At 70.1% G+C, this 14,571-nt stretch carries 17 protein-coding genes; 14 read left to right on the top strand and 3 right to left on the bottom strand.

Going from position 1 to position 14,571, the window contains the following annotated elements:
* The first annotated feature begins 73 nt into the window (after nucleotides 1–73).
* A complete protein-coding gene (gene prmC / locus F1721_RS17445; protein ID WP_150067745.1) occupies nucleotides 74–946 on the top strand; it encodes a peptide chain release factor N(5)-glutamine methyltransferase in 873 nt (290 codons plus the stop codon).
* A 63-nt stretch (nucleotides 947–1,009) separates the two neighbouring features.
* On the opposite strand, the gene F1721_RS17440 is transcribed toward prmC, so the two are convergent.
* Nucleotides 1,010–1,879: an alpha/beta fold hydrolase gene (locus tag F1721_RS17440; RefSeq protein ID WP_150067744.1), complete on the bottom strand. Its 870-nt coding sequence runs from the start codon at nucleotides 1,877–1,879 to the stop codon at nucleotides 1,010–1,012.
* Between the two features lie 212 nt (nucleotides 1,880–2,091).
* Here F1721_RS17440 and F1721_RS17435 point away from each other — a divergent pair, with 212 nt between their 5' ends.
* The 12 genes from F1721_RS17435 (at nucleotide 2,092) to F1721_RS17380 (ending at nucleotide 12,391) form a co-directional block, all read left to right on the top strand.
* A complete protein-coding gene (locus tag F1721_RS17435; protein WP_150067743.1) occupies nucleotides 2,092–2,742 on the top strand; it encodes an L-threonylcarbamoyladenylate synthase in 651 nt (216 codons plus the stop codon).
* A gap of 155 nt (nucleotides 2,743–2,897) precedes the next feature.
* On the top strand, nucleotides 2,898–4,064 hold the full coding sequence (locus F1721_RS17430; protein WP_150067742.1) for a glycosyltransferase family 4 protein: 1,167 nt from the start codon (nucleotides 2,898–2,900) through the stop codon (nucleotides 4,062–4,064).
* Complete coding sequence (locus F1721_RS17425) at nucleotides 4,064–4,510, top strand: Cg1360 family ATP-synthase-associated protein (protein WP_150067741.1); 447 nt, start codon at nucleotides 4,064–4,066, stop codon at nucleotides 4,508–4,510. The genes F1721_RS17430 and F1721_RS17425 overlap by 1 nt, the downstream gene beginning before the upstream one ends.
* A 271-nt stretch (nucleotides 4,511–4,781) precedes the next feature.
* Nucleotides 4,782–5,561 carry a F0F1 ATP synthase subunit A gene (atpB, locus tag F1721_RS17420; RefSeq protein WP_150067740.1) on the top strand — a complete coding sequence of 260 codons (780 nt, stop codon included), beginning with the start codon at nucleotides 4,782–4,784 and terminating at the stop codon, nucleotides 5,559–5,561.
* Nucleotides 5,562–5,633: 72 nt separating this feature from the next.
* Nucleotides 5,634–5,891, top strand: a complete 258-nt coding sequence (locus F1721_RS17415; protein ID WP_150067739.1) for an ATP synthase subunit c family protein — start codon at nucleotides 5,634–5,636, stop codon at nucleotides 5,889–5,891.
* 31 nt (nucleotides 5,892–5,922) lie between these two features.
* A complete protein-coding gene (locus F1721_RS17410; RefSeq protein ID WP_150067738.1) occupies nucleotides 5,923–6,480 on the top strand; it encodes a F0F1 ATP synthase subunit B in 558 nt (185 codons plus the stop codon).
* A 21-nt stretch (nucleotides 6,481–6,501) separates the two neighbouring features.
* Nucleotides 6,502–7,332 (top strand): F0F1 ATP synthase subunit delta, encoded by an 831-nt coding sequence (locus tag F1721_RS17405; protein WP_150067737.1) that lies wholly within the window; start codon nucleotides 6,502–6,504, stop codon nucleotides 7,330–7,332.
* A 72-nt stretch (nucleotides 7,333–7,404) separates the two neighbouring features.
* Nucleotides 7,405–9,051 carry a F0F1 ATP synthase subunit alpha gene (gene atpA, locus F1721_RS17400; protein WP_150067736.1) on the top strand — a complete coding sequence of 549 codons (1,647 nt, stop codon included), beginning with the start codon at nucleotides 7,405–7,407 and terminating at the stop codon, nucleotides 9,049–9,051.
* Nucleotides 9,052–9,055: 4 nt separating this feature from the next.
* Nucleotides 9,056–9,985 (top strand): F0F1 ATP synthase subunit gamma, encoded by a 930-nt coding sequence (locus F1721_RS17395; RefSeq protein WP_150067735.1) that lies wholly within the window; start codon nucleotides 9,056–9,058, stop codon nucleotides 9,983–9,985.
* Between the two features lies 1 nt (nucleotide 9,986).
* A complete protein-coding gene (gene atpD / locus F1721_RS17390; protein WP_150067734.1) occupies nucleotides 9,987–11,417 on the top strand; it encodes a F0F1 ATP synthase subunit beta in 1,431 nt (476 codons plus the stop codon).
* 161 nt (nucleotides 11,418–11,578) lie between these two features.
* The gene (locus F1721_RS17385; RefSeq protein WP_150067733.1) at nucleotides 11,579–11,944 is read left to right on the top strand and encodes a F0F1 ATP synthase subunit epsilon; all 366 of its coding nucleotides are present in this window, start codon (nucleotides 11,579–11,581) and stop codon (nucleotides 11,942–11,944) included.
* Between the two features lie 12 nt (nucleotides 11,945–11,956).
* Nucleotides 11,957–12,391, top strand: a complete 435-nt coding sequence (locus tag F1721_RS17380) for a DUF2550 domain-containing protein (RefSeq protein ID WP_150067732.1) — start codon at nucleotides 11,957–11,959, stop codon at nucleotides 12,389–12,391.
* 90 nt (nucleotides 12,392–12,481) lie between these two features.
* On the opposite strand, the gene F1721_RS17375 is transcribed toward F1721_RS17380, so the two are convergent.
* Nucleotides 12,482–13,381 carry a LysR family transcriptional regulator gene (locus F1721_RS17375; protein WP_150067731.1) on the bottom strand — a complete coding sequence of 300 codons (900 nt, stop codon included), beginning with the start codon at nucleotides 13,379–13,381 and terminating at the stop codon, nucleotides 12,482–12,484.
* 71 nt (nucleotides 13,382–13,452) lie between these two features.
* On the opposite strand from F1721_RS17375, the gene F1721_RS17370 reads away from it, so the two are divergent.
* Nucleotides 13,453–13,929 carry a GNAT family N-acetyltransferase gene (locus tag F1721_RS17370; RefSeq protein WP_150067730.1) on the top strand — a complete coding sequence of 159 codons (477 nt, stop codon included), beginning with the start codon at nucleotides 13,453–13,455 and terminating at the stop codon, nucleotides 13,927–13,929.
* A gap of 15 nt (nucleotides 13,930–13,944) precedes the next feature.
* Here the strand turns inward: F1721_RS17370 and F1721_RS17365 are convergent, their stop codons facing one another.
* Nucleotides 13,945–14,517 (bottom strand): cob(I)yrinic acid a,c-diamide adenosyltransferase, encoded by a 573-nt coding sequence (locus F1721_RS17365; RefSeq protein WP_150067729.1) that lies wholly within the window; start codon nucleotides 14,515–14,517, stop codon nucleotides 13,945–13,947.
* Between the last annotated feature and the right edge of the window lie 54 nt (nucleotides 14,518–14,571).

Here is a 14,571-nt window from a genome sequence, read left to right as displayed (position 1 = left end):
GGGCTGAGCGGCTGCGCCGTTTCAAGGACAAAGACCAGGAATAAGGACCAAAGGCAGCCTTTAAGCTGACGACGTGACCCGACAGCCCCTGCGCCTGGCCATCCTCGAAGCGGAGCGCATGCTCGCCGCAGCGGGTGTGGCGAGCCCGCGCACCGATGCCGAGCTGCTGGCCGCGCACCTGCTCGGGGTCGAGCGGACCAAGCTGATGATGGTGCCGCTGGTGGATCCCCCGGTGGTCCAGGCGTTGCACGACCTGGTGCGCCGTCGGGCGGCGCGCGTTCCGCTGCAGCACCTCACCGGCAGCGCCTCGCTCGGCGCTGTGACGCTGGCCGTCGGGCCCGGCGTGTTCGTGCCGCGCCCGGAGACCGAGCTGCTGCTGGCCTGGGGCGAGAGCATCCTCGACGGGGTCGAGCAGCCGGTCGTGGTGGACCTGTGCACCGGCTCCGGAGCGCTGGCGCTGGCGATGGCGCACGTGCGCCCGGACGCCGCGGTGCACGCGGTGGAGAAGGATCCGGCCGCGCTGTCCTGGGCCCGCCGCAACGCCGACCAGCGGGCTCAGGCCGGTGACACCCCGATCCGGCTGTACGCCGGGGACGTCACCGACCCGATGCTGTTCATGGAGCTGGAGGGCCTGGTCGACCTGGTCCTGTGCAACCCGCCGTACGTCCCGGAGGGCACCCCGGTGCCGCCGGAGGTCCGCGACCACGACCCGCACGACGCGGTGTTCGGCGGCCGCGACGGGCTGGACGTGGTGCGCCACGTGGTCAGCTGCGCGGCCCGCCTGCTCCGGCCGGGCGGCGGGGTGGCGATCGAGCACGACGACACCCACGGCGGCTCGGTGCCCGCCCTGCTGCGCGCCCGCCGCGTCCTCACCGACGTCCAGGACCACGCCGACCTGGCCGGTCGCCCGCGCTTCGCCACCGCGCGCCGCACCCGCCCGGAGTGACAGGAAGGTACCCCTCCTCAGGTCGACGCGGCGCCCGGTGACAGGAAGGTTCCCATGCTCACCTCAGCGGTGGGTGTTGACGAACTCGCGGAGCAGGGCGTTGAACTCCGTCGGGCGCTCGCGGTTGGGCCAGTGGCCCGCGTCGGGGAGCACCCGCAGCATCGAGCCGGGGATCGCGCCCGCCGCGTCGCGGGCCGCCTGGACCGGCACGATGGCGTCGCGCTCGCCGTGGATCACCATCACCGGGCACTGCAGCTGGGTGAGGTTGGGCAGGTGGTTGATGCGCATCGCCTTGCGGCCGACCGCGTCGGCGTGCCAGTCGGCGAAGACCGAGCCGCGGGCACCGGCCTCGGCGCTCACCTCGTCGACAATGGACTCCAGGTCGGACACCGGTTGCCCGCCGGTGAAGAACAGCTTGGTCAGCGCGCGGCGCACCAGGGAGCGGTTGAGCCGCAACAGCTTCGCCGCCAGCGGTCCCGCGAACCGGGAGCGCAGCGCCAGGTAGGCGAGCAGGTGCCGGTGCAGCTTGTGCTGCATGCCGGTGCTGTCCACGAGCACCAGTCCGCGCACCCGCTGCGGGTTGCGCAGCGCGAACCCGGCCGCGATGCTGCCGCCCATCGACAGGCCGACCAGCACCGCCTGCGGCACCTGCCAGGCGTCCAGGAGCCAGCGCAGGACCTCCTCGAAGGTGCGCTGGTTGGCGCTGCCGCGCCACGGCATGCTGCCGCCCTGCCCGGGCAGGTCGGGCACGAAGACCCGGTGGTCGGCCGCCAGCACCCCGATCGCGTGTCGCCAGCTGATCATCGCGTTGTCCGGTCCGCCGCCGTGCAGCAGGACGATCGCCGGACCGCTGCTGCCGGCCCGGTAGAACCGGATCCGGCCCGCCGGGAACTCGATGTGGTCGACCTCGACACCCTGGGGTGGGGCGGTCATCTTCTGCTCTCCTCGCGCTCGATCTGCGTGCTGCCCGCTTCGGCAGACGTGCGGGTGCCGCCCGACGTTGCCGTGTTCGCGAGCACACTGGACGGATCTCGCTCCGGCACCGCTGCGTTACTCGCTGCGCATCGTCCCGGACGGTGATCTCGTGCACCACTCGAACGGGCTGCGCTTGCGAGGGGCGAATCCGGGCGTGCCAGGATCGGGGTGTGAGCACCGTCTATGACTGCACCACTCCGGAGAGCCGCGAGCAGGGCCTGGCCGCCGCGGCCAACATCGTTCGCGCCGGTGGGCTCTGCGTGCTGCCCACCGACACGGTTTACGGCATCGGCGCGGACGCGTTCGACGCCAACGCGGTCCGCGCGCTGCTGGCCGCCAAGGGCCGCGGCCCGGACATGCCGGTCCCGGTGCTGGTCGGCTCGTGGTCCACTGTGGATGGGCTGGTGATGTCGGTCCCGCAGCAGGCGCGGGCGCTGATCGAGGCGTTCTGGCCGGGCGGGCTGTCGCTGGTGCTGCCGCAGGCGCCGTCGCTGAACTGGGACCTGGGGAACACGCGCGGCACGGTGAACCTGCGGATGCCGCTGCACCCGGTGGCCCTGGACCTGCTGCGCGAGGTCGGCCCGATGGCGGTGTCCAGCGCGAACCGCACCGGCCAGCCGCCGGCGTCCAACGTCACCGAGGCGCGCGACCAGCTCGGCGACTCCGTGCAGGTGTACCTGGACGGCGGGCCGTCGGGGGAGCCGGTGGCCTCCACCATCGTCGATCTCACCCAGGGCGCCCCGCGGGTGCTGCGGGAGGGCGCGGTGTCCCTGGCGGAGCTGTCCGAGGTGCTCGGGGTGGACCTGGAGTCCGGGCGCTGACGCCCGGCAGGACCGGTGGTCGGCGGCGCGGCGGTGGCCGATAGCGTTAGACCCCGATCCGCCACGTGGAAGAGCGATGAGGAGCGCCGGGCTTGGAAACTCCGTTCTGGGGGCTGGACGTCGACGACCCGCGATCGGGTGCGTGAGCCGCCGGTATGGACAGCGAATTTTGGGCTCCAGCCGGGGTTCCCGCCCGTGAGTACCTGCTCGTCCTGCTCACCGCGGCGGCGACCACGTTCCTGCTGACCGGGCTGGTGCGCCTGCTGGCGCTCCGGGTCGGCGCGGTGGCCTACCCGCGGCAGCGCGACGTGCACGTCCAGCCGATGCCGCGGATGGGCGGCGTGGCGATGTACGGCGGGGTGCTGGCCGCGATCTTCCTCGCCTCGAACCTGCCCGTGCTCTCCCGCGGCTTCGCCTACTCCTACGACGCCTGGGCGGCGGTCGCCGCGGGCGGGCTGATCGTGCTGGTCGGCGCGCTGGACGACCGCTTCGAGCTGGATTCGCTGACGAAGCTGGCCGGGCAGGTCACCGCGGCCGGGATCCTGGTGATCGCCGGGGTGCAGTGGTTCGTGCTGTGGGTGCCCTGGGGCGGTACCGAGGACTCGGTGGGCCAGGTGCTGATCTTCAGCAGCAACCAGGGGCAGCTGCTGACCTTGCTGCTCACCGTCGCGATGATCAACGCGATGAACTTCGTCGACGGGCTCGACGGGTTGGCCGCCGGGATCGGGCTGATCTCGGCGACCGCGACGTTCGTGTTCTGCCTGGGCGTGTTGGACCGGCAGAACGGCGACGTCACCGCCTACCCGCCGGCGCTGATCGCGGCCGCGATCGCCGGGGCCTGCCTGGGCTTCCTGCCGTTCAACTTCCAGCCCGCCCGGCTGTTCATGGGCGACTCCGGGTCGATGCTGATCGGGTTGATGCTGGCCACCGCCAGCACCTCGGCGTCCGGCCGGATGTTCAACCCCGACGCGGACCCGGCCGACACCATCGCGCTGCTGTCGCCGCTGCTGGTGGTCGCGGCGGTGCTGTTCGTGCCGCTGCTGGACCTGATCATGGCGGTGGTGCGGCGCACCAAGGCGGGCAAGAGCCCGTTCCACGCCGACAAGATGCACCTGCACCACCGGTTGCTCGAGATCGGGCACTCGCAGCGCCGCGCGGTGCTGCTGATCTACCTGTGGGCGGCGGTCATCGCGTTCGGAGCAGTGTCGTTGACGCTGTTCAACGTCGTGGTTGTGGCGTGGGTCGTAGGCCTGGGGGTGCTGCTGGCGGCTATCATTTCGGTGATTCCGCGTATAAGAGCCCGAGCTGAACGAGAGTCCTGATGAGCGCAGCCAGCGATGAGCCGACCGTGAACCCGCACGCCGAGACGGTGCGCAGGCTCGCGTCGGCGATGCTGCGGACCGCGGTGTGGCCGGGGCTCGCGACGGTGGCGATCGCGGCGGTCGTGGCGACCGCCCTGGTCGGCACGACCGGACTGCTGGGCGCGCTGGTCGGTGGCGCCGTGGCGTTCGGCTCGTCGCTGCTGACGATCTGGCTGATGCGGTTCACCGGCGGCATGAGCCCGCACTTCGTGATGGTCGCCGCGCTCGGCGGCTACGTCGGGAAGATGCTGGTGCTGCTGGTGGTGATGACGTTGCTGGGTGGTGTCGAGGCGCTCCACCGGGAATCGCTGGCGTTCACCATGCTGGCCACCGTGATGGTGTGGGCGGGCGCCGAGGTGGTGGCCTTCAAGCGCACCAAGATTCCCACCATCGTCCCGGGGAGCTGACGGCTCCGCGGGGTTTGCGCTGATCGTCCGCAGGCGCGGGGGATGGCGTATTCAAGACCACATGTCGGGTGCCTACCTACCCGCTGGTATCGTCTGCCGGGCAGACTCCTTCCCCGCGCAGCGCTGGGCCGGGATTCCCGGATGCCCCGAGGTCACACGCGGTGGGGAGGGCCCCTCCGCGTGCCCGATCGCGTATCAGGTACGTTAAGTGCAAAACGTGACGATTCCCCCGGCAGAGTGAAGTTCACCGGGAGAACCGGAAGGAGCCCAGTTGGGCGCGCTGATGCTGGCCGAGGGCGGAACATTCCAGCCGCCGGGTGCCGATAGCTTTGTCCTTCCGCCGATCTTCGGCGGAGTCACCAAGCCGATGCTCCTCGTCGTGCTCTCGGCGATCATCGTGGGCGCCTACTTCGTGATCGCCACCCGGAACATGAAGCTCGTCCCGGGCAAGGGGCAGTTCGTCGCGGAGTTCGTCTACGAGTTCAGCCGCAACAAGATCGCGCGGGAACACATCGGGGCCAAGGACTTCCGTCCGTTCGTGCCGTTGATCTTCACCCTGTTCACCTTCATCCTGGTGAACAACATCTTCGGCATCATCCCGATCATCCAGTTCCCGACGATGTCGCGCATCGGCTTCCCGATCGCGCTGGCCCTCATGGTGTACCTGGTGATGCACGGGGTCGGGTTCGCCCGGCACGGATTCCTGGGCTACTTCAAGCACATCATGTTCCCGCCCGGCGTGCCGAAGCCGATCTACGTGCTGCTCTCGCCGATCGAGCTCTTCCAGAAGTTCATCGCGCAGCCGGCCGCACTCGCGATCCGAGTGTTCGCCGCGATGTTCGCCGGTCACCTGATCCTGCTGGTGTTCACCCTCGGTGGTGAGTTCCTGCTGCTGGAGGCCAGCGGCCTGCTCAAGCCGGTCTCCGTCGTCGGGTTCGCCTTCGCGATCGCGCTGACCTTCGTCGAAGCCCTGATCCAGGTGCTGCAGGCGTACATCTTCGCGCTGCTGACCGCGAGCTTCATCGGCGCGGCGCTGTCCGAAGGCCACTGAGAAAAGACTTCGTTCCCCGAAAAGGACCTGTCGATCCGCGCCGAGAAGCGGACCGAGTGAAAGGTAGTGACAGTGAGCAACATCGTTCTCGCGCAGGCAGCTGAGGCCGCGGGCTCCATCAACCCCGGTCTGGCCGCGATCGGCTACGGCCTGGGCGCCATCGGCCCGGGTGTCGGCGTCGGTCTGATCTGGGCGGCGGTCATCAACGGCACCGCGCGTCAGCCGGAGGCCCAGGGCCAGCTGCAGGGCATCGCCTGGATCTCCTTCGTTCTGGTCGAGGTGCTGGCGCTGATCGGTCTGGTCGTCTACTTCATCGCTTCCGCTGCCTGAGTCGAGGCTCGACGCGTTGGGAGACGTTGTGGTGAAGACGCAGATGCTGCTGGCCGCGGAAGGCGAGCACAACCCGATCATCCCCGAGCCGGCGGAGATCGTGGTCGGTCTGATCGCGTTCTTGCTGCTGCTGTTCGTGCTCTGGAAGTTCGCGGTCCCGCGCTTCGAGAAGGTCTACGCGGAGCGCAGCGAGCGGATCGAGGGCGGTATCGCCAAGGCCGAGGCCGCGCAGGCCGAGGCCCAGCGGACGCTGGAGCAGTACAAGGCGCAGCTGGCCGAGGCCCGCGCGGAAGCGGCTCGGATCCGCGACGATGCCCGTGCCGAAGGCCAGCAGATCCTGGAAGAGATGCGTGCCCAGGCGCAGGCCGAGTCCGAACGGATCATCAACCAGGGCCAGACCGCGCTGGCGCACCAGCGGGCGCAGATCGTCGCCGAGCTGCGGTCGGACCTCGGCCGCCAGGCGGTCGAGCTGGCCGGCCGGGTCGTCGGCGAGTCCCTGGAGGACGAGGCCCGTCGGCGGGGCACCGTCGACCGGTTCCTGGATGAGCTGGAGGCCACCTCGGCCCCGGCTGAATCTTCCAAGGCCTAACCGAGTGAAAGGCGCTGAGAGTTGAGCACCCTCGTGAACGCCGCGAGCCGCGAGGCACTCGCAGCCACCGAGCTGCAGCTGCTGCAGGCCACCGACGGGGCCTCGGCCGCGGAGATCACCGGGCTCGCCGACGAGCTGTTCGGCGTGGCCGCTCTGCTGGGCCGGGAGTCCACGCTGCGGCGGGCGCTCGCCGACGCCTCCATCGACCCGCGGTCCAGGGAGGACCTGGCCCGCGGGCTGCTGGCGGACAAGCTCGGCGCGCGGTCGCTGCCGGTGGTCGTCGAAGCGGTCCGGGCCCGCTGGTCCGGGGCGAACGACCTGGTCGCCGGCCTGGAGCGACTGGCCCGCACCGCGCTGCTGGTGCAGGCCGAGCGCGCCGGTCGACTCGACGCCGTCGAGGACGAGCTGTTCCGGCTGGGCCGCATCATCGGCTCCCAGGTCGACCTGGAGCGGCTGCTGTCGGCCCCGACCGGGGACCCGGCGGGCAAGGACGCGGTCATCGACCAGCTCGTCGCGGGCAAGGTCGAGCCGGTCACCTTGAACCTGGTCCGCCAGCTGGTGGCCCGGCCCGGCGGTCGGCGGGTCAGCGAGGGTCTGGAAGAGCTGGCCGAGCTGTCGGCGAAGCGTCGCGAACGCTCGGTGGCCCACGTCCGCTCTGCGCTCCCGCTCAGCGAGGAGCAGCAGCAGCGGCTGGCGCGCACCCTGCAGCGGATCTACGCACGCCCGATCGCCCTGCACCTCGAGGTCGACCCCGAGGTCGTGGGCGGGCTGCTGATCCAGATCGGCGACGAGGTCATCGACGGCAGCATCACGGGACGCCTGCAGTCCCTGCGACGCGACCTCGCCAGCTAGCCGAGAGCGCGTGGCGGCCAGGCGTCGAACACCCACTCCCTTCCAAGAACGAACCGAGGGCAGGAACGAGACATGGCGGAGCTGACGATCTCGTCGGACGAGATCCGCAGTGCGATCGAGAAGTACGTCTCCAGCTACTCCCCGGAGGTCAGCCGCGAGGAGGTCGGGGTCGTCACCGATACTGGTGACGGCATCGCCCATGTCGAGGGCCTGCCTTCGGTGATGACCGAGGAACTGCTGGAGTTCCCCGGCGGCATCTACGGTGTCGCGATGAACCTGGAAGCTCAGGAGATCGGTGCGGTCATCCTGGGCGAGTCCGAGAAGATCGAGGAGGGCCAGGAGGTCAAGCGGACCGGCAAGGTCCTCTCGATCCCGGTCGGCGACGGCTTCCTGGGCCGCGTCGTCAACCCGCTCGGCGACCCGATCGACGGTCTCGGCGAGATCGTGGCCGAGGAGCAGCGCCCGCTGGAGCTGCAGGCGGCCACGGTCGTGCAGCGCAAGGGCGTGCACGAGCCGATGCAGACCGGCATCAAGGCCATCGACTCGATGACCCCGATCGGTCGCGGTCAGCGTCAGCTGATCATCGGTGACCGCAAGACCGGCAAGACCACCGTCGCGGTCGACACGATCATCAACCAGAAGCAGGCGTGGGCCAGCGGCGACCCGGACAAGCAGGTCCGCTGCATCTACGTCGCGATCGGCCAGAAGGGCTCCACGATCGCCGGCGTGAAGCGGTCCCTGGAGGACGCCGGGGCGATGGAGTACACCACCATCGTCGCCGCGCCGGCCTCCGACTCGCCGGGTCTGAAGTGGCTGGCCCCCTACGCGGGCTCGGCCATCGGCCAGCACTGGATGTACCAGGGCAAGCACGTCCTGATCGTGTTCGACGACCTGACCAAGCAGGCCGAGGCGTACCGCGCGATCTCGCTGCTGCTGCGTCGTCCGCCGGGCCGCGAGGCCTACCCGGGTGACGTCTTCTACCTGCACTCCCGCCTGCTGGAGCGCTGCGCGAAGCTGTCCGACGAGATGGGCAAGGGCTCGATGACCGGTCTGCCGATCATCGAGACCAAGGCCAACGACGTGTCGGCCTACATCCCGACCAACGTCATCTCGATCACCGACGGCCAGTGCTTCCTGCAGTCCGACCTGTTCAACGCCGGTCAGCGCCCGGCCATCGACGTCGGCATCTCGGTGTCCCGAGTCGGTGGTTCCGCGCAGATCAAGGCGATGAAGGGCGTCACCGGTTCGCTGCGCCTCGACCTCGCCCAGTACCGCGAGCTGGAGGCCTTCTCGGCCTTCGCCTCCGACCTGGACGCCGCGTCGAAGGCCCAGCTGGACCGCGGTGCCCGCCTGATGGAGATCCTCAAGCAGGGTCAGGGCGAGCCGCTTCCGGTGGAGGAAGAGGTCGTGTCCCTGTTCATCTCCACCAAGGGTCACCTGGACTCGGTCCCGGTCGCCGACGTGCGCCGCTTCGAGACCGAGTTCCTCGCGCACATGCGCCGGACCCACGCGACCACGCTCAAGGACATCGTCGAGACCGGCAAGCTGTCCGAGGACGGCGAGAAGGCCATCGTGGACGCGGTGGAGGACTTCAAGAAGCAGTTCACCGCCTCCGACGGCGGCTCGGTGGTGCCGAGCGAGCCGGACGCCGAGGCGCTGGCCGCCGACGAGGTGGGGCAGGAGACCGTGAAGGTCAACCGCCCCGCGCCGAAGAAGTGACGTTATGGCTCAACTTCGGGAACTCCGGAACCGGATCCGGTCGATCAAGTCGACCCGGAAGATCACCAAGGCGCAGGAGCTGATCGCTACCTCGCGCATCATGAAGGCGCAGGCCAGGGTGGAGGCTTCGCGGCCCTACGCCACGGAGATCACCAACGTCCTGTCCGCGCTGGCCGACGTGAGCACGTTGGACCACCCGCTGCTGACCGAGCGCTCCAACCCGAAGCGCGCCGGCGTGCTGGTCGTGACCAGCGACCGGGGTTTCTGCGGCGGCTACAACGCCAACGTGATCAAGGCGGCCGAGGAGCTGCAGTCGCTGCTCCGCGAGCAGGGCAAGGACCCGGTGCTGTACGTCGTCGGCCGCAAGGGCGAGGCGTACTACCGGTTCCGGCAGCGCAAGATCGAGGCGAGCTGGACCGGGTTCAGCGACCGCCCCGAGTACTCCGATGCGGCCGAGATCGGCGAAACGCTGGTCAAGGCCTTCCTGGCGGGTGCTGACGACTACCTCGACGACGGTGGTGCGGACGGTAAGCTGGGCGTGGATGAGCTGCACCTGGTGCACACCGAGTTCGTCTCGATGCTCACCCAGCGACCGGCGGTTCGACGGGTCGCTCCGCTCGAGGTGGAGTACTCCGACGAGCCGGTGCAGAAGACGCTCAAGTCCGCTTACGAGTTCGAGCCGGACGCCGAGACGCTGTTCGCGGCGCTCCTGCCGAAGTACATCAAGACCCGGTTGTACGCGGGTCTGCTGGACTCGGCGGCGGCGGAGCACGCGGCCCGGCGCACGGCGATGAAGTCGGCGACGGACAACGCGGACGAGTTGATCCGCACCCTCAGCCGCGAGGCCAACCAGGCCCGCCAGGCCCAGATCACCCAGGAAATCAGCGAGATCGTCGGCGGTGTCGAGGCGCTCTCGTCCGCAGGAAGTGAGTGACATGACTGCTGCTACTGCCACCAGCACTGGCACCGGCCGCGTCGTCCGGGTGCTCGGCCCGGTCGTGGACGTCGAGTTCCCGCGCGACCAGGTGCCGGACCTGCTCAACGCCCTCACGGTGGACATCACCGCCGAGGGCATGGCCAAGACCCTGACGCTGGAGGTCGCCCAGCACCTGGGTGACAGCGTCGTGCGGACGATCTCGATGCAGCCCACCCAGGGCCTGGTGCGCGGCGTGACCGTGACCGACACCGGCGCGGGCATCTCGGTGCCGGTCGGTGACGTGGTCAAGGGCCACGTGTTCAACGCGCTGGGCCACTGCCTGGACGAGCCGGGCTACGCGGCCGACGCCGAGAAGTGGTCGATCCACCGCAAGGCGCCGAGCTTCGACCAGCTCGAGGGCAAGACCGAGATGCTGGAGACCGGCATCAAGGTGATCGACCTGCTCACCCCGTACGTGCAGGGTGGCAAGATCGGTCTGTTCGGTGGCGCCGGTGTGGGCAAGACGGTGCTCATCCAGGAGATGATCCGCCGAGTCGCCAAGAACTTCGGTGGTACCTCGGTGTTCGCCGGTGTCGGCGAGCGCACCCGTGAGGGCAACGACCTCTGGGTCGAGATGGACGAGTCCGGCGTGCTGGCGGACACCGCGCTGGTGTTCGGTCAGATGGACGAGCCGCCGGGCACCCGTATGCGGGTGGCGCTGTCCGCGCTGACGATGGCGGAGTACTTCCGCGACGTGCAGAACCAGGACGTGCTGCTGTTCATCGACAACATCTTCCGGTTCACCCAGGCGGGCCAGGAGGTGTCGACCCTGCTGGGCCGCATGCCGTCCGCGGTGGGTTACCAGCCGACGCTGGCCGACGAGATGGGTGAGCTGCAGGAGCGCATCACCTCCACCCGGGGTCGCTCGATCACCTCGATGCAGGCGATCTACGTGCCGGCGGACGACTACACCGACCCGGCCCCGGCGACCACCTTCGCCCACCTGGACGCGACCACGGAGCTCTCCCGTGCGATCTCGCAGAAGGGCATCTACCCGGCGGTGGACCCGCTGGCCTCCACCTCCACCATCCTCGACCCGGCGATCGTCGGTGACGAGCACTACCGGGTGGCGCAGGAGGTCAAGCGGATCCTGCAGAAGTACAAGGAGCTGCAGGACATCATCGCCATCCTCGGTATGGACGAGCTGTCCGAAGAGGACAAGGTGACGGTGCAGCGGGCGCGTCGCATCGAGCGCTACCTGTCGCAGAACTTCTTCGTGGCCAAGCAGTTCACCGGCCAGGAGGGCTCCTTCGTGCCGCTGAAGGAGACCATCGAGGCGTTCGACAAGCTGTGCAAGGGCGACTTCGACCACTACCCGGAGCAGGCGTTCCTGTCCATCGGTGGTCTGGACGACCTCGAGGCGGCTTACAAGAAGCTCACCGAGAAGTGAGCGACGACCCCCGCTGGGGGTCGGCACGAACCGGCGACGGGGTCGAGGTCCGAGGCGGCCTCGGCCCCGTTTGCCAGCAAGGCACTCCCTGCCCGGCCAGTCGCGATCGCCCTGGTGGCACCGGATAGACTGCGGGCACACACCCGACAAAGGAGACGCGCGTGGCCAACATGTCCGTCCAACTGGTCGCCGTCGAGCGCCGCCTGTGGTCCGGGGAAGCGACCGCCGTGGTCGCGCAGACCACCGAGGGAGAGATCGGCGTCCTGCCGGGGCACGAGCCGCTGCTCGGTGAGCTGATCGAGGGTGGCGTGGTGCGCATCACCACCACCGAGAAGGAGACCGTGACCGCTGCGGTCCACGGCGGGTTCCTGTCGGTCACCGCGGACGGGGTGAGCGTGCTGGCCGAGTCCGCGGAGCTGGCCCACGAGATCGACGTGGAGCAGGCCCGGGCGGAGGTCAAGAGCGAGGACGAACAGGCCCGAGCGCGGGCGTTGAGCCGATTGCGAGCCGCCGGCCACTCGGCCTGATCCGGGCCTCGCATGGGTTCCCCGGTCGTGTGGTTCGTGGTGGCGTTGGGGCTGCTGCTGGTGGCAGCCCTGCTCGTTGCGGCGCTGGCCTGGCGGCGGCTGCGGGAACTGCGCGTCGGGGGCATCGACGTGGCGTTGCGCGCCAGCAAGGACGGCGGCCGGGGCTGGCACCTGGGGGTGGCGCACTACCGGGGTGAGGAGTTCGCCTGGTACCGCGTGCTGAGCCTGCGGTCGGGGCCGAACTGGGTGATCAACCGCCGGGACGTGGAGATCGCCCGGCGTCGCGAGCCGACGACGGCCGAGGCGTACGCGATGCCCGCCGGTTCGACGGTGCTGGACCTGACCGGCCCGGACCTGGAGCTGGCGATGGGCCGCGATGCGCTGACCGGGTTCCTGTCCTGGCTGGAGTCGGCACCGCCGGGGCGTTCGGTGCCCTGGGCGTCCTGAGGGCGAATCGAAGAGCGTGTGCAGCGGGGTCCGGTGTTCCGGGCCCCGCTTTTTCGCGCCCGGGGTGACAGGAAGGTTCCCATGCTCGCATCAGCGGCTCAGGTCGCGGCTGATGCTGTGGAGCAGCTGGAGGAACACCTCGGTCAGCGGCGCGTGCCTGGTGCTGGTGGGCACGGCCGCGTGGATGCGCCGGTGCAGCCCGGACGCGAGCGGCTGGTGGGTGGTGCCGGGGGTGCCGGTGATGGCCAGGCGGGGGATGAACGCGACGGCGACCCCGGCGGAGACCACGGCTTCGGCGACGGCGTAGGACTCGAACTCGAACGCCACCCGCGGGGTGAAGCCCTCGGCGCGGGCGGCGGCGTCGAGCTGCTGGCGGTTCGGGAGGTCGGTCGGGGCACCGGCCCAGGTGTCGTCGCGGAAGTCGGCGAGCTGCGGTGCGGTGTTCCAGGCGCGCGGGTGGCCGTCCGGCAGCACGGCGTGGATCGGGTCGTCCAGCAGGTGCACCAGGCGGACGCCCGGCGCTGCTTCGATCGGTTCGCGGTACTCGCCGACGAGGGCGAGGTCCAGGCGCTGCGCGGCGACCCGCTCGATGCCCTCGACCGGGCCGAGGTCGACGACGGACAGCTCGGCGTCGGGGTGGCGGTGGCGCATCGCGGCCAGGGCTTCGGGCAGCAGGGCCAGCCCGGCGGTGGGGAAGGCGCCGAGGCGGAGCCGGTTGCGGTGCTCGTCGCGGAAGCGCTGGGCGTCGCTGGTGGCGTCCTGCAGCGCTGCGGCGATGCGTTCCGCGCGTTCGGCCATGCGGGTGCCCAGCGGGGTCAGGCGGACGCCGTGGGGGAGCCGTTCGACGAGTTGGGCGCCGACCTCGTCCTCCAGGCGGAGCAGCTGCTGGGACACCGCTGGTGGGGTTCGGTCGAGCTGTTCGGCGGCGCGGGTGACGCTGCCGTGTTCGCGCAGTGCCAGCAGGAGGAGCAGCCGGGTCGGGTCGAGCATGAAGGTTGACTTTACGCGCCCCAAGAATCGGTAACTGGATGTGAACGGGCTGTCGGGGAAAGACTGGGGGCGTGACCAAGCAGGCCAGTTTCACGATCGAACCCGAACCCGTCGACAGCCCGGACGCGCAGGAGGCGCTCGGCGAGTACGTCGCCGAGCTGGACCGCCGCTTCCCGGGCGGGTTCGACACCTCCCGCGCCGCTCCGCCAGCCAAGAGCGACTTCGTCCCGCCCGCCGGGGTGTTCCTGGTGGTGCGGGTCGACGGACGTGTCCTCGGCTGCGGCGCGCTGCGCACCGCGCCGGGCGGAATCGGGGAGATCCGGCGCATGTGGATCGCCCCGGAGCTGCGGGGACGGGGTGCCGGGAGGGCGCTGCTCGGCGAGCTCGAAGAGCAGGCCCGGCGGCTCGGCTGCGAGCGGGTCCGGTTGGACACCGCAGCCGAGCTCCGGGAGGCGCGCGGTCTCTACGACTCGGCCGGTTACCGGGAGATCCCGGCCTACAACGACAACGAGTACGCGCGGCACTGGTACGAGAAGGCCCTGGCGTGACCGGCCCGGCGTGCTCTAGGCGTTGCCGCCGGGCTTCCAGAGCACGTCGCCGTCCGGGTTGGCCACCCGCGCCAGGATGAACAGCAGGTCGGACAGCCGGTTCAGGTACTTCGCGGGCAGCGGCGAGGTGCGCTCCCCGTCGGCTTCTTGGAGCGCCCACGCCGACCGCTCCGCCCGGCGGGCCACGCACCGCGCCTGGTGCAGCAGCGCGCCACCGGGGGTCCCGCCGGGGAGGATGAACGAGTCCAGCTTGCCCAGCCGCGCGTTGAACTCGTCGCACCAGCCCTCGAGCCGGTCGACGTAGTCCTGGGTGATCCGCAGCGGCGGGTACTTCGGGTTCTCCGCGATCGGGGTGGACAGGTCGGCACCCACGTCGAACAGGTCGTTCTGCACCGCTCGCAGTACCGCGACGACGTCCTCGCCGAGCTGCGCGGTGGCCAGCGCCACGCCGAGGACCGAGTTGGTCTCGTCCACGTCGGCGTAGGCGACCAGGCGCGGATCGGTCTTGTGCACCTTGGAGTTGTCCGACAGCCGGGTCGTGCCCGCGTCACCGGCCCGCGTGTAGATCTTCGTGAGGTGGACAGCCATGTCGACAGCCTAGGCGGAGGTGACAGGAAGGTTCCCTTGCTCGCGGCCGGATGA

This window comes from Saccharopolyspora hirsuta (assembly GCF_008630535.1).
Classification (GTDB): domain Bacteria; phylum Actinomycetota; class Actinomycetes; order Mycobacteriales; family Pseudonocardiaceae; genus Saccharopolyspora; species Saccharopolyspora hirsuta.
Note: the sequence above shows the minus strand (reverse complement) of the source record. Positions and strands in the feature narration are given on the sequence as shown.

Excerpts from the sequence above, each read along its gene's own strand:
- F1721_RS17430 (WP_150067742.1), top strand. The coding sequence starts at position 2,898 with ATGGACAGCGAATTTTGGGCTCCAGCCGGGGTTCCCGCCCGTGAGTAC.
- F1721_RS17365 (WP_150067729.1), bottom strand. The coding sequence starts at position 14,517 with ATGGCTGTCCACCTCACGAAGATCTACACGCGGGCCGGTGACGCGGGC.
- F1721_RS17375 (WP_150067731.1), bottom strand. The coding sequence starts at position 13,381 with ATGCTCGACCCGACCCGGCTGCTCCTCCTGCTGGCACTGCGCGAACAC.
- F1721_RS17380 (WP_150067732.1), top strand. The coding sequence starts at position 11,957 with ATGGGTTCCCCGGTCGTGTGGTTCGTGGTGGCGTTGGGGCTGCTGCTG.
- F1721_RS17440 (WP_150067744.1), bottom strand. The coding sequence starts at position 1,879 with ATGACCGCCCCACCCCAGGGTGTCGAGGTCGACCACATCGAGTTCCCG.
- F1721_RS17425 (WP_150067741.1), top strand. The coding sequence starts at position 4,064 with ATGAGCGCAGCCAGCGATGAGCCGACCGTGAACCCGCACGCCGAGACG.
- F1721_RS17395 (WP_150067735.1), top strand. The coding sequence starts at position 9,056 with ATGGCTCAACTTCGGGAACTCCGGAACCGGATCCGGTCGATCAAGTCG.
- atpD (WP_150067734.1), top strand. The coding sequence starts at position 9,987 with ATGACTGCTGCTACTGCCACCAGCACTGGCACCGGCCGCGTCGTCCGG.
- atpA (WP_150067736.1), top strand. The coding sequence starts at position 7,405 with ATGGCGGAGCTGACGATCTCGTCGGACGAGATCCGCAGTGCGATCGAG.